Source organism: Trabulsiella odontotermitis, from assembly GCF_001297775.1.
Lineage (GTDB): Bacteria > Pseudomonadota > Gammaproteobacteria > Enterobacterales > Enterobacteriaceae > Trabulsiella > Trabulsiella odontotermitis.
Map to the genome: position 1 here is coordinate 143,343 of NZ_LIFX01000001.1, position 19,256 is coordinate 162,598.

15 protein-coding genes are annotated in these 19,256 nt (G+C 56.0%); 9 read left to right on the top strand and 6 right to left on the bottom strand.

Annotation, left to right across the window (positions count from 1 at the left end):
- Positions 1–6 precede the first annotated feature (6 nt).
- Positions 7–1,200 (bottom strand): BaiN/RdsA family NAD(P)/FAD-dependent oxidoreductase, encoded by a 1,194-nt coding sequence (locus tag AOY23_RS00680; RefSeq protein ID WP_054177946.1) that lies wholly within the window; start codon positions 1,198–1,200, stop codon positions 7–9.
- A gap of 229 nt (positions 1,201–1,429) precedes the next feature.
- Between AOY23_RS00680 and pitA the strand changes: the two genes are divergently transcribed.
- Positions 1,430–2,926, top strand: coding sequence for an inorganic phosphate transporter PitA (gene pitA / locus AOY23_RS00685; RefSeq protein WP_054177947.1), 1,497 nt, complete (start codon positions 1,430–1,432; stop codon positions 2,924–2,926).
- A 59-nt stretch (positions 2,927–2,985) separates the two neighbouring features.
- On the opposite strand, the gene uspB is transcribed toward pitA, so the two are convergent.
- A complete protein-coding gene (gene uspB, locus AOY23_RS00690) occupies positions 2,986–3,321 on the bottom strand; it encodes a universal stress protein UspB (RefSeq protein WP_038159037.1) in 336 nt (111 codons plus the stop codon).
- 299 nt (positions 3,322–3,620) lie between these two features.
- Between uspB and uspA the strand changes: the two genes are divergently transcribed.
- Together uspA and dtpB are read left to right on the top strand one after the other, a co-directional pair.
- On the top strand, positions 3,621–4,058 hold the full coding sequence (uspA, locus tag AOY23_RS00695; RefSeq protein ID WP_054177948.1) for a universal stress protein UspA: 438 nt from the start codon (positions 3,621–3,623) through the stop codon (positions 4,056–4,058).
- Positions 4,059–4,302: 244 nt separating this feature from the next.
- Entirely contained in the window at positions 4,303–5,775 is a 1,473-nt protein-coding gene (gene dtpB, locus AOY23_RS00700; protein WP_054177949.1) for a dipeptide/tripeptide permease DtpB, read from the top strand.
- Between the two features lie 5 nt (positions 5,776–5,780).
- On the opposite strand, the gene rsmJ is transcribed toward dtpB, so the two are convergent.
- Together rsmJ and prlC are read right to left on the bottom strand one after the other, a co-directional pair.
- Positions 5,781–6,530, bottom strand: a complete 750-nt coding sequence (rsmJ, locus tag AOY23_RS00705) for a 16S rRNA (guanine(1516)-N(2))-methyltransferase RsmJ (RefSeq protein WP_054177950.1) — start codon at positions 6,528–6,530, stop codon at positions 5,781–5,783.
- Positions 6,531–6,538: 8 nt separating this feature from the next.
- Complete coding sequence (gene prlC, locus AOY23_RS00710; RefSeq protein WP_054177951.1) at positions 6,539–8,581, bottom strand: oligopeptidase A; 2,043 nt, start codon at positions 8,579–8,581, stop codon at positions 6,539–6,541.
- Positions 8,582–8,774: 193 nt separating this feature from the next.
- On the opposite strand from prlC, the gene AOY23_RS00715 reads away from it, so the two are divergent.
- From AOY23_RS00715 to AOY23_RS00725, 3 genes are all read left to right on the top strand, one after another.
- A complete protein-coding gene (locus tag AOY23_RS00715) occupies positions 8,775–9,617 on the top strand; it encodes a 23S rRNA (adenine(2030)-N(6))-methyltransferase RlmJ (RefSeq protein ID WP_054178136.1) in 843 nt (280 codons plus the stop codon).
- Between the two features lie 71 nt (positions 9,618–9,688).
- On the top strand, positions 9,689–11,041 hold the full coding sequence (gene gorA / locus AOY23_RS00720; RefSeq protein WP_054177952.1) for a glutathione-disulfide reductase: 1,353 nt from the start codon (positions 9,689–9,691) through the stop codon (positions 11,039–11,041).
- A gap of 189 nt (positions 11,042–11,230) precedes the next feature.
- On the top strand, positions 11,231–12,883 hold the full coding sequence (locus AOY23_RS00725; protein WP_054177953.1) for an alpha,alpha-trehalase: 1,653 nt from the start codon (positions 11,231–11,233) through the stop codon (positions 12,881–12,883).
- Positions 12,884–12,917: 34 nt separating this feature from the next.
- On the opposite strand, the gene AOY23_RS00730 is transcribed toward AOY23_RS00725, so the two are convergent.
- The gene (locus tag AOY23_RS00730; protein ID WP_054177954.1) at positions 12,918–14,507 is read right to left on the bottom strand and encodes an STY4199 family HEPN domain-containing protein; all 1,590 of its coding nucleotides are present in this window, start codon (positions 14,505–14,507) and stop codon (positions 12,918–12,920) included.
- Positions 14,508–14,734: 227 nt separating this feature from the next.
- The gene (locus tag AOY23_RS00735; RefSeq protein ID WP_054177955.1) at positions 14,735–15,493 is read right to left on the bottom strand and encodes an SDR family NAD(P)-dependent oxidoreductase; all 759 of its coding nucleotides are present in this window, start codon (positions 15,491–15,493) and stop codon (positions 14,735–14,737) included.
- Between the two features lie 118 nt (positions 15,494–15,611).
- On the opposite strand from AOY23_RS00735, the gene AOY23_RS00740 reads away from it, so the two are divergent.
- From AOY23_RS00740 to AOY23_RS00750, 3 genes are all read left to right on the top strand, one after another.
- Positions 15,612–16,511, top strand: a complete 900-nt coding sequence (locus tag AOY23_RS00740) for a LysR family transcriptional regulator (RefSeq protein WP_054177956.1) — start codon at positions 15,612–15,614, stop codon at positions 16,509–16,511.
- A gap of 58 nt (positions 16,512–16,569) precedes the next feature.
- Entirely contained in the window at positions 16,570–17,598 is a 1,029-nt protein-coding gene (yhjD, locus tag AOY23_RS00745) for an inner membrane protein YhjD (RefSeq protein ID WP_054177957.1), read from the top strand.
- A gap of 275 nt (positions 17,599–17,873) precedes the next feature.
- Positions 17,874–19,196 carry an MFS transporter gene (locus tag AOY23_RS00750; RefSeq protein ID WP_054177958.1) on the top strand — a complete coding sequence of 441 codons (1,323 nt, stop codon included), beginning with the start codon at positions 17,874–17,876 and terminating at the stop codon, positions 19,194–19,196.
- Positions 19,197–19,256: the final 60 nt, after the last annotated feature.

The following is a 19,256-nucleotide window of genomic DNA, read 5'->3' on the forward strand; positions in this document are numbered from 1 at the left end:
AACGGCCTAATCTTCCCCCAGCGCCTGCGCGCATGCCCAGGCGGACGACCATGCCCACTGGAAGTTGTAGCCGCCGAGCCAGCCGGTGACGTCCATCACTTCGCCGATGAAATAGAGGCCGGGCACGTTGCGGGCTTCCATGGTGCGGGAGGAGAGTTCGTTGGTGTCGACGCCGCCCAGGGTCACTTCAGCGGTGCGATAACCTTCGGTGCCATTGGGCTGGACGCGCCATTGAGTGAGTGTTTCCACCAGCGTTTGCTGGTCGCGCATGTTGAGCTGTTTCAGCGTGACGTCAGGGATCTGCCCGAGTTGTTGCAGACACTCCACCAGCCGTTTTGGTAGCTGCATCGCCAGTGTATTTTTCAGGCTCTGATTGGGGTGCGCCTCGCGCTGCTCATTAAGGAAGGCATCCGGATCGCTGTCCGGCAGCAGGTTGATGCTGACAAACTCGCCGGACTGCCAGTAACTGGAGATTTGCAGTACCGCCGGGCCGGAAAGCCCGCGGTGGGTGAAGAGCAGGTTTTCGCGAAAGACCGTGCCGTCTTCGGCGGTGATCACCGCGGGCACCGACACGCCGGAAAGCACCTGCAATTGTTCCAGCAGCGGCTTATGCAGCGTGAATGGCACCAGACCCGCCCGCGTCGGCAGCACCTTCAGGCCAAACTGTTCGGCGATTTTATAGCCGAACGGCGTGGCGCCCAGACCCGGCATCGACAGCCCGCCGCTGGCAATCACCAGTTTTTTCGCCGCCACCGTCTCGCCATTCAACTGCAGCGTGTAGCCGTCGTCGTCGCGTTCTACATTATGGATTTCAGTGCGCAGGCGCATCGTGACATTGCCCTTTTCGCACTCGGCCACCAGCATGCTCACGATGAGCTCTGCGGAGTCATCGCAAAACAACTGCCCCAGCGTTTTTTCATGCCAGGCGATGCCGTGCTTTCCTACCAGATCGATAAAATCCCACTGGGTGTAGCGCGCCAGCGCCGATTTGCAGAAATGGGGGTTCTGGCTGAGATAAGCCGCGGGTTCTACGTACAGGTTGGTAAAGTTGCAGCGACCGCCGCCGGACATCAAAATCTTGCGGCCAGGCTTCTTGCCATTATCGACCAGCAGCACGCGGCAACCCGCTTGCCCCGCCTGCGCTGCGCAAAACATCCCCGCCGCACCGGCGCCTACTACAATGGCATCAAACCTTTCCACACGAAAATCCTCACTTTTGAATGTCGGGAATTGTAAATATTCCCTGCTGGTCGCACCAGCGTAAAAATTCTGTCACATAAGTAGCACTTTGAAATATATAGGATAATTCTTGACAGAGAGTTGACTTACCTGAAAGCAAATCAAAAAAAGTCTATATTTCGCTTTGCCCACGCTGCGAATGTCCCTGATAATGCGCCGCGTTCATGTCCTCAAAATGGCGTAACGTACTATGCTACATTTGTTTGCCGGCCTGGATTTACATACCGGGCTGTTATTATTGCTTGCTCTGGGTTTTGTACTGTTTTACGAAGCGATTAACGGCTTCCACGACACGGCAAACGCAGTCGCTACAGTGATTTATACGCGCGCAATGCGATCGCAACTGGCGGTCGCGATGGCTGCGATTTTTAACTTCTTCGGTGTACTGCTGGGTGGATTAAGTGTGGCTTATGCGATTGTGCATATGCTGCCGACCGATCTTTTGTTGAACATGGGGTCTGCACATGGCCTCGCAATGGTGTTCTCCATGCTGCTGGCGGCGATTATCTGGAACCTCGGAACCTGGTATTTCGGCCTTCCGGCATCAAGCTCCCACACGTTGATTGGCGCGATCATCGGGATTGGTTTGACCAACGCGATGATGACCGGCACCTCAGTGGTGGATGCGCTGAACATTCCTAAAGTCATCAGTATCTTTGCCTCCCTGATCGTCTCGCCCATCGTCGGGCTGGTGTTCGCGGGCGGTCTGATCTTCATCTTGCGTCGCTACTGGAGCAACACAAAGAAGAAGGCACGCATTCATCTGACCCCTGCGGAACGTGAAAAGAAAGACGGTAAGAAAAAACCGCCGTTCTGGACCCGTATCGCGCTGATCCTGTCAGCCATTGGCGTTTCGTTTTCACACGGCGCGAACGATGGTCAGAAAGGTATTGGTCTGGTGATGCTGGTACTGATTGGCGTCGCGCCAGCCGGGTTCGTGGTCAACATGAACGCCTCCGGATACGAAATCACGCGTACCCGTGATGCGGTCAATAACGTGGAACTCTTCTTCCAGCAGCGTCCTGAGCTGTTGACCAAAGCGATTGGCAGCGAGCAGTTGATCCCGTCGCCGGAGCCTGGCGTCGCGGCTAACACAGAATTTCACTGCCATCCGGCCAACACCATCAACGCGCTGGAACGCGCCAAAGGCATGCTGACGAACATCGAAAGTTACGACAAGCTGTCTGTTGAGCAACGCAGCCAGATGCGCCGCATCCTGCTGTGTATCGCTGATACCACTGATAAAGTGGCGAAGCTGCCGGAAGTGAACGGTGAGGATCTGCGTCTGCTGAAGAAACTGAAAACCGACATGCTGAGCACCATCGAGTACGCACCGATATGGATCATCATGGCGGTGGCGCTGGCGCTGGGTATCGGTACGATGATCGGCTGGCGTCGCGTGGCGACCACCATCGGTGAAAAGATTGGCAAGAAAGGCATGACCTACGCGCAGGGCATGTCAGCCCAGATGACGGCAGCGGTCTCCATCGGTCTTGCCAGCTACACCGGGATGCCGGTGTCCACCACTCACGTGCTCTCCTCCTCCGTGGCGGGGACGATGATCGTGGATGGCGGCGGGCTGCAAAGAAGAACCGTGACCAACATTCTGATGGCCTGGGTCTTTACGTTACCTGCATCGATTGTGCTGTCTGGCGTGCTGTACTGGATTTCGCTGAAAATCATCTAAGTCCCTTCAGGCAACACGAGAGAACGGGTCAGGAAACTGGCCCGTTTTTTTTATTCGTCTCAGTGCCAAATCAGCAACGCAATCAGACTCACCATCACCAGGCCACAGAGCGCGCTGGTCAAAATAAACTGACGGCGCACGCGCTCGCAACGACGGATGAACTCTTCGTCATGATGATCGCGGTAGCGCTGCGCGTAGATATACCACACCAGACGCATTTGCTTGCCGGGTTGACCATGTGAGGTGAAGAATCCACCACCGTCTACATACTGATAGAGCAAGGGATCGCAACCACGCAGAACCACTAATAGTGCGCGTAATGATGAGAAGTAACGCGCCATATTTACGACACAAACGATACACAGGGCCCAAAACAGCGCAACAGTGCTGATCATAACTCCTCCCCGGCGACCCGCCCACAGGGTAACCCCCCAGGACTACCGCTCCCCATACCCAGACCAGTTCAGTGAAAGAGTGCGAAGCCGGTCACAAAATAATGTCCAACCGGCTTATTAAATAGTGTAGGAGATGAGTTAAATTTTTTACCACAAGGTTAACCGTTATCAATACCCCTGGCAGATAAATTTGATTAACTAATTGGTAAGCAAGTCACATTGACGTAACTTGTGGGTCGTTTTAAGGTGGAGTTGTTTACTAAAATTAGTCATCGATAACTTAAGGAAGGAGTAACACTATGGCTTACACACATATTCTTATCGCGGTAGACCTGTCACCGGAAAGTAAAGTGCTGGTAGACAAAGCGGTCTCGATGGCACGTCCGTACAACGCGAAAGTTTCCCTGATTCATGTTGATGTGAATTACTCCGATCTCTACACCGGCCTTATCGACGTCAATCTGGGTGATATGCAAAAACGCATTTCTGAGGAGACCCACCACGCGCTGACTGAACTGTCCACCAACGCGGGTTACCCGATCACTGAAACCCTGAGCGGTAGCGGCGATCTGGGTCAGGTGCTGGTTGATGCTATCAAGAAATACGACATGGATTTGGTGGTATGCGGTCACCACCAGGACTTCTGGAGCAAACTGATGTCCTCCGCACGCCAGCTTATCAACACCGTTCACGTTGATATGCTGATCGTCCCGTTACGCGACGAAGAAGACGAATAATCGTTTGCTTACCGTCAGATGCCCGCCTCGTGCGGGCTTTTTCATTTTTACTTCCCTCTCACAAAAATATTATTTTGGTCACCAGATGATAATTAGTGTGATCTATTAGTTGTTTCATCATTAGTCAATCGAATAATCTATTGTCGCTTTATATAACAGGATTGTGTTTCAACAATCGTGGACTTCGCACATTTATACGCAAGCGCTCATACTTTTGTGGGTTGGTTAATAAGGACGACAGAACATGAACACATCTCCCTCCGTGGGATTAATGCAACAGCCTCGCCCTTTCTTCATGATTTTCTTTGTCGAACTGTGGGAACGCTTTGGTTACTACGGCGTTCAGGGCATCCTGGCGGTCTTTTTCGTTAAGCAGTTAGGCTTTTCGCAGGAGCAGGCATTCATCACCTTTGGCGCCTTTGCCGCGCTGGTTTACGGGCTGATCTCCATTGGCGGCTATGTCGGTGACCATCTGCTGGGGACGAAACGAACGCTGGTGCTTGGCGCCGTAGTGCTGGCGATCGGTTATTTCATGACCGGACTGTCGTTACTGAAACCGGATCTGATTTTCATTGCGCTGGGGACGATTGCGGTAGGTAACGGGTTGTTTAAAGCCAACCCCGCCAGCCTGCTTTCCAAATGCTATCCGCCGAAAGATCCTCGTCTCGACGGCGCGTTCACGCTGTTTTATATGTCCATCAACATCGGCTCTCTGCTGTCGCTGTCGCTGGCGCCGGTGATTGCCGACAAGTTCGGCTACGCCGTGACCTACAACCTGTGCGGTGCCGGGCTGATTGTGGCACTGCTGGTCTATTTCGCCTGCCGTGGGATGGTGAAAGATATCGGTTCAGAACCCGATCATCTGCCGATGAATTTCAAAAACCTGCTGCTGGTGCTGATTGGCACGGTGGCGATGGTATTCCTCTGCGCCTGGCTAATGCATAACGTGAAAGTCGCCAACCTGGTGCTGATTGTGCTCTCCATCGTGGTGACGATTTTCTTCTTCCGCGAGGCGTTCCGTCTGGATAAAACCGGCCGCAACAAGATGATTGTCGCCTTCATCCTGATGCTCGAAGCGGTGCTGTTTTATATCCTCTACGCGCAGATGCCGACCTCGCTGAACTTCTTCGCCATCAACAACGTGCATCATGAAATCCTCGGTTTCACCATCAACCCGGTCAGTTTCCAGGCGCTGAACCCGTTCTGGGTGGTGGTGGCGAGCCCGGTACTGGCGGCGATTTACACCCGCCTGGGCAGCCGCGGCAAAGACCTCACCATGCCGATGAAATTTACCCTCGGGATGTTCCTGTGCGCGCTCGGCTTCCTGACGGCTGCCGCCGCGGGCATGTGGTTTGCCGATGCGCAGGGTCTGACGTCGCCGTGGTTCATCGTACTGGTGTATCTGTTCCAGAGTCTCGGCGAGTTGCTGATCAGCGCCCTGGGGCTGGCCATGGTGGCCGCGCTGGTGCCGCAACACCTGATGGGCTTTATTCTGGGGATGTGGTTTCTGACGCAGGCGGCCGCGTTCCTGCTCGGCGGTTATGTCGCGACCTTCACCGCCGTGCCGGAAAACATCACCGATCCGCTGCAAACACTGCCGATTTACACTGGCGTGTTCAGTAAGATCGGGCTGGTGACACTGGCGGTAACCGTGGTCATGGCGATTCTGGTGCCGTGGCTGAACAAGATGATCAATACGCCATCAGAACAGGCGTAACGGGCCTACGGGGTGCCTGGATAAATATCAAAACGGTGGCCTTTGGTGGTCACCGCGTTTAACGTCGCGACGTCCGCCAGCGGTGGCGCGTAGTCCGGGCGTTTCACCACGACACGCTTTGTCGCCAGGCGCTGCGCCGGAAGCAACAACCCGTCGGCATCAAGATCCGGTCCCACCAGCGACTGAAAAACCCGCATCTCTTTTTTTACCAGCGCGCTTTTCTGCTTATGCGGGAACATCGGATCGAGATACACCACCTGCGGGCGAGGCGTGATGTCGGTCAGCGCCGTCAGGCTCGACGCATGAATCAGTTGCAAACGCGCCTGCAACCACGGGCCGATTTCCGGGTCTGCGTAGCCGCGCGCTAATCCGTCGTCAAGCAGCGCCGCGACCACCGGATTGCGCTCCAGCATCCGCACCCGGCAGCCCACCGACGCCAGCACAAAGGCATCGCGCCCTAAACCTGCGGTAGCGTCCACCACATCTGGCAGATAATCGCCCTTAATGCCCACCGCTCTGGCGACCGCTTCACCACGACCGCCGCCAAATTTGCGCCGGTGCGCCATCGCGCCGTCGACGAAATCAACGAAGATGCCGCCGAGCTTTGGCTCATCGCGCTTACGCAGTTCCAGATGCTCAGGCGTTAAGGCCAACGCCATCAGGTTTTCGGGATCGTGCTCCAGCCCCCAGCGGGTCGCCAGAACAGATAAGGCGCCGTCTCCGGCGCCTGTCTCATCAACTAAGCAGATTTTCACGAATACAATCAGCCTTTAATTCCATAGTGCTCAAGCATCGCGTCCAGTTGCGGTTCGCGACCACGGAAGCGTTTGAACAGATCCATCGGCTCTTCTGAACCGCCGCGGGTCAGAATGTTGTCGAGGAATGACTGTCCGGTTTCGCGGTTGAAAATACCTTCTTCTTCGAAACGGGAGTAGGCATCCGCCGCCAGCACGTCGGCCCACAGATAGCTGTAGTAACCCGCCGCATAGCCACCCGCGAAAATGTGGCTGAAGGCGTGCGGGAAGCGGCCCCAGGCCGGACCTGGCACCACGGCGACCTGGTTTTTGATTTCCGCCAGCGTCTCGAGGATTTTCGCCCCTTGTGCCGGGCTATATTCCGCATGCAGGCGGAAATCGAACAGGCCGAACTCCAGCTGGCGCAGAATAAACATCGCCGCCTGGTAGTTTTTCGCCGCCAGCATTTTATCCAGCAGTTCTTTCGGCAGCGGTTCGCCGGTTTCATAATGGCCGGAGATGAACGCCAGCGCGTCCGGCTCCCAGCACCAGTTTTCCATAAACTGGCTCGGCAGTTCGACTGCATCCCACGGCACACCGCTGATGCCGGATACCCCGGCGGTTTCGATGCGGGTAAGCATGTGATGCAGACCGTGACCGAATTCGTGGAACAGGGTAATCACTTCGTCGTGGGTAAACAGCGCCGGTTTGCCGTTCACCGGGCGGTTAAAGTTACAGGTCAGGTAAGCGACCGGTTTTTGCAGTGAGCCGTCCGCTTTGCGCATCTGACCGACGCAGTCGTCCATCCACGCGCCACCACGTTTGTGCTCGCGGGCATAGAGGTCGAGATAGAAACTGCCGCGCAGTTCGTTGTGGTCATCATACAGCTCGAAGAAACGCACTTCCGGATGCCAGACGTCGATGTCGGTGCGCTCTTTAGCGGTGATGCCGTAAATGCGTTTCACCACTTCGAACAGGCCGTTAACGGCTTTGTTTTCCGGGAAGTACGGGCGCAGTTGCTCGTCGCTGATGCTGTAGAGATGCTGTTTCTGTTTTTCGCTGTAGTACGCGATATCCCACGGCTGCAGATCGTCAACGCCAAACTCAGCGCTGGCATACGCACGCAGTTGCGCCAGCTCTTTCTCCCCCTGCGGACGGGCGCGTTTTGCCAGATCGGTCAGGAAGTCGAGCACCTGCTGCGGGTTTTCCGCCATTTTGGTCGCCAGCGATTTAAAGGCGTAGCTTTCAAAGCCCAGCAGTTGCGCCAGTTCGTGACGCAGGGAGAGGATCTCCTCCATCACCGGGCTGTTATCCCATTTACCCGCGTTCGGGCCCTGATCGGAGGCGCGAGTGGTGTAGGCGCGATACATCTCTTCGCGCAACGCCTGATTATCGCAATAAGTCATTACCGGCAGGTAACTCGGGATATCCAGCGTCAGCAGATAACCCTGCTGCTCTTTGGCTTCGGCCTGCGCTTTGGCCGCTGCCAGCGCGCTTTCCGGCATCCCCGCGAGTTCGCTTTCATCGGTAATAAGCTTCGTCCAGCCCATGGTGGCGTCGAGCACGTTGTTGCTGTACTGGTTGCCGAGCTCGGACAGGCGCGCGGCAATTTCGCCGTAGCGTTTTTGTTTCTCTTTCGGCAAACCAATGCCGGACAGCTCAAAATCACGCAGCGCGTTATCGACCGCTTTTTTCTGCGCGGTGTTCAGCCCGGCGTAATGATCACCATCACGCAGGTCGCGGTAAGCGTTGTAAAGCCCTTCGTGCTGACCGACCCAGGTGCTGTATTCAGAGAGCAGCGGCAGGGTTTGTTCATAGGCTTCACGCAGCTCAGGGCTGTTTTTGACGGAGTTCAGATGGCTCACCGGCGAGAAGATGCGCCCCAGACGATCGTCGACTTCCGCCAGCGGCTGGCACAGGTTATCCCAGGTATACGGCGCGCCCTGCGCGACCACGCTTTCTACCGCGTCGCGGCACGCATCCAGCGCTTTCGACACCGCGGGCACCACGTGCTCGGGCAAAATGCTGGAAAACGGCGGCAAGGCGAAAGGCGTGAGTAATGGATTGGTCATAAGCGCTGTCCTGTTGAATTGTTTGAGTGAAGCGCGCAGTCCGGCGCTTTTACGTTGCGATCTAGCATGGGGTCAAGTGTAGAGGATTTCAATGCCGTCGGCCTGGATAACCGCTTACCAGCTTGCGGGTAATCTGACCCGATCTGCGGTAAACTGTCGCAAATCGTTTTTTCATTTCCGGAACTTTATCTTCATGCTCAGTTATCGCCACAGCTTCCACGCAGGCAACCACGCCGACGTTCTCAAACACACCGTTCAGAGCCTGATCATCGACGCGCTGAAAGAGAAAGAGAAACCGTTTCTCTATCTCGACACCCACGCTGGCGCCGGGCGTTATCAGCTGAGCAGCGAGCATGCGGAACGCACTGGCGAATATCTGGAAGGTATCGCCCGCATCTGGCAGCAGGACGATCTCCCGGCCGAGCTGGCGTCGTACATTGGCGTGGTGCAGCATTTCAACCGCAGCGGCCAGTTGCGTTACTACCCGGGCTCGCCGCTGATCGCCCGTCAGCTGTTGCGCGAACAGGACAGCCTGCAGCTCACCGAACTGCATCCGAGTGATTACCCGTTGCTGCGCTCCGAGTTCCAGAAAGACGAACGGGCGCGAGTGGAAAAAGCGGACGGTTATCAGCAACTGAAAGCCAAACTGCCGCCGGTTTCCCGCCGCGGTCTGGTGCTCATCGATCCGCCGTATGAAATTAAAACCGATTATCAGGCGGTGGTGACCGGCATCAGCGAAGGGTATAAGCGCTTTGCCACCGGCACTTACGCACTGTGGTATCCGGTAGTGCTGCGCGCGCAAATCAAACGCATGATTAAAGAGCTGGAAGCCACCGGCATTCGCCGTATTCTGCAGATTGAGCTGGCGGTGCGCCCGGACAGCGACATGCGCGGCATGACCGCGTCCGGCATGATTGTTATCAACCCGCCATGGAAGCTGGAGCAGCAGATGAACAACGTGCTGCCGTGGCTGCATCGTAAACTGGTGCCGACCGGCACCGGGCATACCGCCGTGAACTGGATCGTCCCTGAGTAATCGCAGTCATAGGTGGAAGCTATTGATTTCAGGTATACAATCGCGGCAATCAGACAGTAAGGATAAGACCCATGAGCAAGCATTATGACTACATCGCTATCGGCGGCGGCAGCGGCGGTATCGCCTCCATCAACCGTGCGGCCATGTACGGCCAGAAGTGTGCGCTGATCGAAGCGAAAGAGCTGGGCGGCACCTGCGTGAACGTCGGCTGCGTGCCGAAAAAAGTGATGTGGCATGCGGCGCAGATCCGCGAAGCCATTCATATGTATGGCCCGGATTACGGATTCGACACCACCATCAACCAGTTTGACTGGCAGAAACTGGTCGGCAGCCGTAGCGCCTATATCGATCGCATTCATACCTCGTATGACAACGTGCTGGGCAAGAACAAGGTGGATGTCATCAAAGGCTTTGCCCGTTTCGTCGATGCGAAAACCATCGAAGTGAACGGCGAAACGCTGACGGCGGACCACATTCTGATCGCCACTGGCGGTCGCCCGAGCCACCCGAACATTCCGGGCGTCGAGTATGGCATTGATTCCGATGGTTTCTTCGCTCTGCCTGCGTTACCGAAACGCGTTGCCGTCGTTGGCGCGGGTTATATCGCCGTTGAACTGGCTGGCGTGATTAACGGTCTGGGCGCGGAAACGCACCTGTTCGTGCGTAAACATGCGCCGCTGCGTACCTTTGACCCGATGATTACTGAAACGCTGGTCGAAGTGATGGCCGCCGAAGGCCCGACGCTGCACACCCACGCGATCCCGAAAGCGGTGGTGAAAAACGCCGATGGCAGCCTGACGCTGGAACTGGAAGATGGCCGCAGCCAGACCGTTGACAGCCTGATCTGGGCGATTGGTCGTGAACCGGCCACCGACAATTTCAACCTTGCCGTCACTGGCGTGAAAACTGACGACAAAGGCTACATTGCTGTCGATAAATTCCAGAACACCAGTGTTCCGGGCATCTATGCCGTGGGCGATAACACCGGCGCCGTTGAACTGACGCCAGTGGCGGTTGCCGCCGGTCGTCGCCTCTCTGAACGCCTGTTTAACAACAAGCCGGACGAGCATCTGGACTACAACAACATCCCGACCGTGGTCTTCAGCCACCCGCCGATCGGCACCGTGGGGTTAACCGAACCCCAGGCGCGTATGCAGTATGGCGACGAGGCCGTGAAGGTCTACAAATCCTCCTTCACCGCCATGTACACCGCGGTGACCACTCATCGCCAGCCGTGCCGTATGAAGCTGGTCTGTGTCGGCCCGGAAGAGAAGATTGTCGGTATCCACGGCATCGGTTTCGGTATGGACGAAATGCTGCAGGGCTTCGCGGTAGCGCTGAAAATGGGGGCCACCAAGAAAGACTTCGACAACACCGTCGCCATCCATCCGACGGCAGCGGAAGAGTTTGTGACCATGCGCTAAGCCGCTGCGCCAAATCCCCTCAAATGAGGGGATTTTTGTATCATTTCTTTGCATATCGCCCCTTTCCGGCTTAAAAAGCGCCCAATTCTGATTCCTCTTATCCCAGGCACCGAAGCGAGTGTCTACGCTTAATAAGTGACCTGCAAAAACCCATTTTTAAACCGACAACACCCGGAGGTCTGAATCGTTATGTTCAACCAGAATCTACGCATCGATGAGCCAGAAATGCCGCCAGTGGAGGCCGAAGTCTGCTACGAAATCGATCCTTGCGAATTAAAACTGGATGAAATGATCGAAGCAGAACCCGAGCCGGAGATGATCGAGGGGCTTCCCGCCTCTGATGCGTTAACCCCTGCCGATCGTTACCTTGAACTGTTTGAACGTGTGCAGTCGTCGCGGCTGTTTGCCGACAGCAAAACTTTCCCCGACTGCGCACCAAAAATGGATCCGCTGGATATTCTGATCCGTTACCGGAAAGTCAGACGCCACCCGAGTTTCGATTTGCGTCAGTTTATTGAGAACCATTTCTGGTTACCGGAAACCCATGAGAACGAATACGTTTCCAATCCCGAGAACTCGCTGAAAGAGCACATCGACAGCCTGTGGCCGGTGCTGACCCGCGAGCCGCAGGATCACATTCCCTGGTCGTCGCTGCTGCCGCTGCCGCAGTCGTATATTGTTCCCGGCGGGCGTTTTGGTGAAACCTACTACTGGGACTCCTATTTCTCCATGCTGGGGCTGGCGGAAAGCGGTCGTGAGGATCTGCTGAAATGTATGGCGGACAATTTTGCCTGGATGATTGAGCGTTACGGCCACATCCCCAACGGCAACCGCACCTACTATCTCAGCCGTTCGCAGCCACCGGTGTTTGCGCTGATGGTGGAGCTGTTTGAGGAAGATGGCGTGCGTGGCGCGCGTCGTTATCTCGATCATCTGAAACTGGAGTATCAGTTCTGGATGGATGGCGCCGAGTCGCTTCTACCCAATCAGGCCTATCGCCACGTGGTGCGTATGCCGGACGGTTCGCTGCTCAACCGCTACTGGGATGACCGCGACACGCCGCGTGATGAATCCTGGCTGGAAGACGTCGAAACCGCCAGACATTCCGGTCGCCCGCCGAACGAAGTCTATCGGGATTTGCGCGCCGGGGCGGCATCCGGCTGGGACTATTCCTCGCGCTGGTTGCGGGATATCACCCGCCTGGCGAGCATCCGGACTACCCAGTTCGTTCCCATCGATTTAAACGCCTTTCTGTTCAAACTGGAAAACACGATTGCCAATATTTCCGGTTTAAAAGGCGAGCATGAAACCGAAGCGCTGTTTCGTCAGAAAGCGACCCAGCGCCGCGACGCGGTGACCCGCTACCTGTGGGATGACGAGAGCGGCTGTTTTCGCGATTACGACTGGCGACGCGAGCAGCAGGCACTGTTTTCCGCGGCCAGCATTGTGACGCTCTACGTTGGCCTGGCGACTCATGAACAGGCTGACCGGCTGGGCGATGCAATTCGTGCGCGGTTGCTGACGCCCGGCGGCATCATGGCGACGGAATACGAAAGCGGCGAGCAGTGGGACGCCCCCAACGGCTGGGCGCCGCTGCAGTGGATGGCGGTGCAGGGCTTCAAAATGTACGGTCAGGACTCGCTTGGCGACGAGATAGCCCAGAGCTGGCTGCAAACGGTGAACATGTTTTATAAAACGCACCACAAGCTTATTGAGAAATACCATATCGCGACCGGCACGCCGCGCGAAGGGGGCGGGGGTGAGTACCCGTTACAGGATGGTTTCGGCTGGACGAACGGCGTCGTTCGTCGTCTGATTGGCCTGTATGGCGAGCCGATTTAACGCACACCGGCGGTGAAGTCGCCGCCGGAATTTGCTAGCGGATCTGATCGTAAATCGCCTGCTGGATATCCAGCCATTTTTTGTTCTGCTCATTCGGCTGCGACAGCATGCGCTGTTCCGCCAGTTCCAGTTCATGGTGCTGGCGCGTGATCACCGGCGGCCTTGAGCAGAATGTTTGCAGATAGCTTTTGCGCATCATCGTCAGCTTCTGTCCGTTAGCCATTGAGTGGCTGATATTGTTGATAAAACGGCGGCAGGGTTTTGGCTCGTCCATCAGCATCCGGTAGCGCAGCAGCAACTCCAGCACTTCATCATTCTTGATGGCCATCGCCTGCTCGGTCCAGGAGAGCTCCCAGTTCATGCCGCCCTGCAGGAAAAGCTGCGCCACTTTCACGTCGTTGCGATCGATAGCCGAATGCAGGCTGAATGCATCCCAGGTGACGCCCAGGCTGGAAAGCCTTTCGCGAGGTGACTGCTCTTCCAGCTCAGTGGACGCCAGCGCTTCGGCAGTGGGGACGCGGGGAATCGGTCGCTGCGCCACTTCGGAACTAAAAATCCAGATCGCCCCGCCGAGGATCGCCAGCACCATCACCCCGACCGCGCCCCACAGCACGCCGGAAATCAGCTGCTCGCGCTCTTCCGGGGTGCGTTTCGCATGCCTGCCATGGCCTTCAATGTTGTCGCTCACGAACGTTGTATCACCACCGGCTTCTTTATCCCGCTCGATGGCCTGTTCCCAGAACTCTTTTAACGCAGCGTCATCCACGATCATGTAAGTGGACGGGTTGACGCCGGTTTTCTTCTGCTCGAACGCGCGCTGAACAGGCCCGGCAATCTGCTGGCTGTAGCTGTCGAGCAACGCCAGTTCGGCAGAAGAGAGGGGGCGCCCGCTGATCACCGCGTTGCGAAGCTGTCGGCAATGTTCGAGAAACGCCTGCAGCGTAATGCGCGGATCGACCAGATAGCTCAGCGAGGTGGCGGAATGGAAAATCGTCGAGTAGTGCCGCGCAAACTCTTTTTTATCAACCAGCAACAGCGCCAGTTCGCTGAACATCATCCCGCTGAGAATATCGCCGGAGTTGCCCAGCGTCAGCCAGCGACGCACGCTATCAGCGCCAAACTGAAGCTTCAGATGATTGGTGAGCTGCAACGTATCGGGCCACGCCTGCGACACCAGCGCTTTGATGGTCAGCTCCAGCGCCCGTAACTGCCGCTGCGCCTGAATTTGCAGATCCTCGCCCGACTCGCCCACTTTGGTGTCATAGCGCAGCCGTGGCTGTTTCGCCTTGACCGCTTCCAGGGTACTGAGAAAACGTAGCGCCGCAATACGCTGATTTTCGTGCACGTTTTGCCCGCGCTCGTATTGCGGCACCGTCTGTTGCAAATGGCGAAGCTGGAGAGTGAATTCGCTCATTTCGGCGTCATTCAGATGCAGCCGTTTCGCGACGTTCGTCCATCCCCCCAGATTCAGACGCGCCTGTTCCAGTTGTTCCAGAAACCAGCGCGGATCTTTTCCTTCTGCCACATAAATTTTGAGCAACTGAAGCACGTCTACGGATGCATGACGAATTATCGACAGACTGTGTTCAAATTGTTCAAACATCTGATTCGAAGCTGTTTGCATCTCTCTCTTCCTTAACGCACCATCAAGTGAAGAATCTGCCTGATTTAACTTAAAGTTTTCTTTTTTATTTTCGTCATTTACAAGATATACCAGAATATATCCAGCAACCGTGATCACTATATGAACCAGGAGCGAAAGCAGCGATCCAGCTACCACTTTCTTTCAGTTTTGCGTTTTGGGAAGGGAGAGAAAAAGCCCGGTTTTCGGATGAAAACCGGGGATGTTGCTTATAAAAACATACCGCCGGACACTTCTACACGCTGCGCCGTCATCCAGCCCAGTTCATCGCTGAGTAGCGCGGCAATCGCATTACCAATATCGTCCGGCAACCCGACGCGTCCGAGCGCCGTTTGCGACGCAACAAACTGATTCATTTGTTCATTGTCGCGGACGCGGCCGCCACTAAAATCGGTCGCGATAGCCCCCGGCGCGATGACATTCACGGAAATCCCGCGCGCGGCAAGTTCTTTCGCCTGATAGCGCGTCAGCACTTCTATCGCCCCTTTCATTGCCGCGTACGCCCCGGATCCCGGCAGCGTAAAGCGCGCCAGCCCGGTGGAAACATTCAGAATGCGTCCGCCGTCTTTCAGCAACGGCAACAGGCGCTGTGTCAGGAAAAAAGGCCCTTTGAAATGGATATTCATCAACTCATCAAACTGTGCTTCGCTGGTATCGGCAAACGGCGTGTTCAGGCCGATCCCGGCGTTGTTGACTAAATAATCAAAGGTGTCGCGATTCCAGATTTGCTTAAGGTGCTGCTGAATCTCCTGCACAAACGCCGGGAAGTGTACCGTTTCGCCGACGTTGAGCTGCAATGCCACCGCTTTCACTCCCGTTTGTTCAATTTCCTGCACAACCTGTTGTGCTGCCTGAACGTTACTGTTGTAAGTGAAAATAATATGGATCCCTTTCGCTGCCAGCTTCAGCACCGCGTTTTTCCCCAGGCCGCGACTGCCGCCTGTCACTAAAGCAATACGTTGTGTCATAAGAACCTCATCTCCGCTGTGGTAAACCTGAGAAAAGAGCTTATTAGGTGCGATTAAAACAATAAATGTAGTAAATTACGCTTTACTGTTTCACACACATCAACAATCGGTTTTGGATATGGATAAAATTCACGCAATGCAGTTATTTATTCGTGTCGCGGAACTGGAAAGTTTTTCTCGCGCCGCCGATACCCTCGGGCTTCCGAAAGGTAGCGTATCGCGCCAGATTCAGGCGCTGGAAAATCATCTCGGCACCCGGTTGCTCCATCGCACCACACGACGCGTACAACTGACGCAGGACGGCATGGTCTATTACGAGCGGGCCAAAGACGTGCTCAGCAATCTGGATGAGCTGGACGGCATGTTCCAGCACGATCCCACCAGTATCAGCGGCAAGTTGCGGGTCGATATGCCCGTTGGCGTGGCGCGGAATCTGGTGATCCCCCGCCTGCCCACCTTCCTGCAGCAATACCCCGGCATTGAACTGGAGCTCAGCAGCAGCGATCGACTGGTGGATGTTATTCGGGAAGGATTCGACTGCGTGGTGCGCGTGGGAACGCTGAAAGATTCCGGATTAATCGCGCGTCCGTTAGGGAAACTTTCGATTATTAACTGCGCCAGCCCGCAATATCTGGCGCGTTTTGGTTACCCGGAAACGCTTGATGATCTGGCCGGTCACGCGCTGGTGCATTATGCGGTGAATCTCGGCGTGCGTCCGCCGGGGTTTGAGGTGATGCTCGATAACGCCACGCGCTGGATTAAGACCGGCGGCGTCCTGACCGTCAACAGCACCGAAACGTACCACGCGGCGTGTCTGGCGGGGCTGGGGATTATTCAGGTGCCGCGCGTCGGCGTTCGTGAAGCGCTGCGCAGCGGTAAGCTGGTGGAAATCCTGCCGCAGTACCGTGCGGAGCCGATGCCGGTCTCGCTGATTTACCCTCATCGCCGCAATCTTTCCCGCCGCGTGCATCTGTTTATGGAATGGCTGACTGGTGTGATGAAAGCCTATGTCGATTAACATTGAGCGGTACGCGCTATACTTTTTTATTTGATACAAAGAAAGGAATAACAGCCTGATGACGCCGGAAAACGACGACAAGCGCCCCATTGAGGATCTGGAATACGATCCCGTCAGGAAAATGGACCCACACGAGAAACCCGCCGCCGGGGTAATCAATACCGCCAACAAGGCGCTGAAAAAAGCCACCGGGACGGCCACCGTCATTCAGCGCCAGCCGGTGATTGCCCATCTGCTGCGCGCCGCTGAGCGCTTCAACGACCGCATGGGAAACCAGTTCGGAGCCGCCATTACCTACTTCTCATTTTTGTCGATGATCCCCATCCTGATGGTCTCGTTCGCCGCCGGGGGGTTTATTCTCGCCTCACACCCGACGCTGTTACAGGATATCTTCGACAAAATCCTGCAAAACGTCAGCGACCCGACGCTGGCTGCCACGCTGAAAAGCACAATCAATACCGCCGTTCAGCAGCGCACCACCGTCGGGATCGTCGGGCTGTTGATTGCGCTCTATTCCGGCATCAACTGGATGGGCAACCTGCGTGAAGCGATCCGCGCGCAGTCGCGCGACGTCTGGGAACGTACGCCGCAGGACCAGGAGAAAATCTGGGTCAAATACTTCCGTGATTTCGTGTCGTTGATTGGCCTGCTGGTGGCGCTGATCGTTACGCTGTCGATCACCTCGGTGTCAGGCTCTGCGCAGCAGATGATTATCTCCGCACTTTATCTCGACAGCATCGAATGGCTGAAACCGGCCTGGCGGCTGGTGGGTCTGGCGATTTCGATTTTCGCCAACTATCTGCTGTTTTTCTGGATTTTCTGGCGCCTTCCACGCCACCGCCCGCGCCGAAAAGCGCTGATTCGCGGGACGTTGATTGCGGCCATCGGGTTTGAGGTGATCAAAATCATCATGACCTGGACGCTGCCGTCGCTGGTGAAATCCCCGTCCGGTGCGGCGTTTGGCTCAGTACTCGGACTGATGGCATTCTTCTATTTCTTCGCCCGCCTGACGCTGTTCTGCGCCGCCTGGATTGCCACCGCCGAGTATAAAGACGATCCACGCATGCCGGGGAAAACGCACCGTTAACCCGCGTACAGGGCTGAAGAGAAACGGAAAACTTCAGCCCTGCGCATCATTTCAGCATTTAAATCCAGTCGTTAACTTTTATTTAACCAATTTCTGGTTTTATCCACTAAGTTTGTATTTGTGTGAAGCATTTCATAGACGTGAAATAGCAGGGGTAAAAATTATCCGCTTTTTGGTTGCTTTATGAACTATCTGGCAACCCACCGCAGATTGAAATGTCACTTTTGCTGTGTCTAATATGGTCGTTCGTTCGCCAAAAAATAAGAAAATATTATATGCAAGCAACCGCCACAACACTCGATAACGAACACGCCATCGCCCCCGTCAACTCGCGTAACAAGGTCGTCGTTGCGTCGCTCATTGGTACCGCCATTGAGTTCTTCGACTTCTATATTTACGCCACGGCGGCAGTGATTGTTTTCCCGCATATCTTCTTCCCGCAGGGCGATCCCGCCGCCGCCACGCTACAGTCGCTGGCGACCTTCGCCATCGCGTTTGTCGCGCGTCCGATTGGCTCCGCGCTGTTTGGTCACTTCGGCGACCGCGTTGGCCGTAAGGTGACGCTGGTGGCGTCGCTGCTGACGATGGGGATTTCAACCGTGGTGATCGGCCTGCTGCCCGGTTATGAAACCATTGGGTTGATGGCGCCGTTGCTGCTGGCGCTGGCGCGTTTTGGTCAGGGGCTCGGTCTTGGCGGTGAGTGGGGCGGTGCGGCGCTGCTGGCGACGGAGAACGCGCCACCCCGTAAACGCGCGCTGTACGGCTCGTTCCCGCAACTCGGCGCGCCGATTGGTTTCTTCTTTGCCAACGGCACGTTCCTGCTGCTGTCGTGGCTGCTGACCGATGAACAGTTCATGAGCTGGGGCTGGCGCGTGCCGTTTATCTTCTCCGCCGTGCTGGTGATTATCGGCCTTTACGTTCGCGTTTCTCTGCACGAAACACCGGTGTTCGCCAAAATCGCCGCGGCGAAAAAACAGGTGAAAGTGCCGCTGGGTACGCTGCTGAGTAAGCATCTGCGGGTGACCATTCTCGGCACTTTCATCATGCTGGCGACCTATACGCTGTTCTATATCATGACCGTTTATTCAATGACCTACAGCACCGCCGCCGTGCCGCACGGTCTTGGGCTGCCGCGTAATGAAGTGCTGTGGATGCTGATGATGGCGGTGATTGGTTTCGGCGTGATGGTACCGGTCGCGGGCCTGCTGGCTGACCGCTTTGGCCGCCGAGCCAGCATGGTCATCATTACGTCGCTGATCATCGTCTTTGCCCTGTTCCTGTTCCAGCCGCTGCTGGGCTCCGGGAACCCGGCGCTGATTTTCGCTTTTCTGCTGCTGGGGCTGAGTCTGATGGGGCTGACCTTTGGTCCGATGGGCGCGCTGCTGCCGGAGCTGTTCCCGACCGAAGTGCGCTACACCGGCGCGTCGTTTTCCTATAACGTGGCGTCGATTCTGGGTGCGTCGGTCGCGCCGTATATCGCCGCGTGGTTACAGGGCACTTACGGGCTGTTTTACGTCGGTATTTATCTGGCGACGATGGCAGCACTGACGCTGATTGCGCTGCTGCTGACCCACGAAACGAAGCATCAGTCGCTGTAAACACTTTATCCGGCCTGCAAAACTGCCCGAACCGTAGGCCGGATAAGCGCCAGCGCCATC

Coding starts and splice junctions, on each gene's coding strand:
- pitA (WP_054177947.1), top strand. CDS start 1,430: ATGCTACATTTGTTTGCCGGCCTGGATTTACATACCGGGCTGTTATTA.
- uspB (WP_038159037.1), bottom strand. CDS start 3,321: ATGATCAGCACTGTTGCGCTGTTTTGGGCCCTGTGTATCGTTTGTGTC.
- uspA (WP_054177948.1), top strand. CDS start 3,621: ATGGCTTACACACATATTCTTATCGCGGTAGACCTGTCACCGGAAAGT.
- dtpB (WP_054177949.1), top strand. CDS start 4,303: ATGAACACATCTCCCTCCGTGGGATTAATGCAACAGCCTCGCCCTTTC.
- prlC (WP_054177951.1), bottom strand. CDS start 8,581: ATGACCAATCCATTACTCACGCCTTTCGCCTTGCCGCCGTTTTCCAGC.
- AOY23_RS00715 (WP_054178136.1), top strand. CDS start 8,775: ATGCTCAGTTATCGCCACAGCTTCCACGCAGGCAACCACGCCGACGTT.
- gorA (WP_054177952.1), top strand. CDS start 9,689: ATGAGCAAGCATTATGACTACATCGCTATCGGCGGCGGCAGCGGCGGT.
- AOY23_RS00725 (WP_054177953.1), top strand. CDS start 11,231: ATGTTCAACCAGAATCTACGCATCGATGAGCCAGAAATGCCGCCAGTG.
- AOY23_RS00730 (WP_054177954.1), bottom strand. CDS start 14,507: ATGCAAACAGCTTCGAATCAGATGTTTGAACAATTTGAACACAGTCTG.
- AOY23_RS00735 (WP_054177955.1), bottom strand. CDS start 15,493: ATGACACAACGTATTGCTTTAGTGACAGGCGGCAGTCGCGGCCTGGGG.
- AOY23_RS00740 (WP_054177956.1), top strand. CDS start 15,612: ATGGATAAAATTCACGCAATGCAGTTATTTATTCGTGTCGCGGAACTG.
- yhjD (WP_054177957.1), top strand. CDS start 16,570: ATGACGCCGGAAAACGACGACAAGCGCCCCATTGAGGATCTGGAATAC.
- AOY23_RS00750 (WP_054177958.1), top strand. CDS start 17,874: ATGCAAGCAACCGCCACAACACTCGATAACGAACACGCCATCGCCCCC.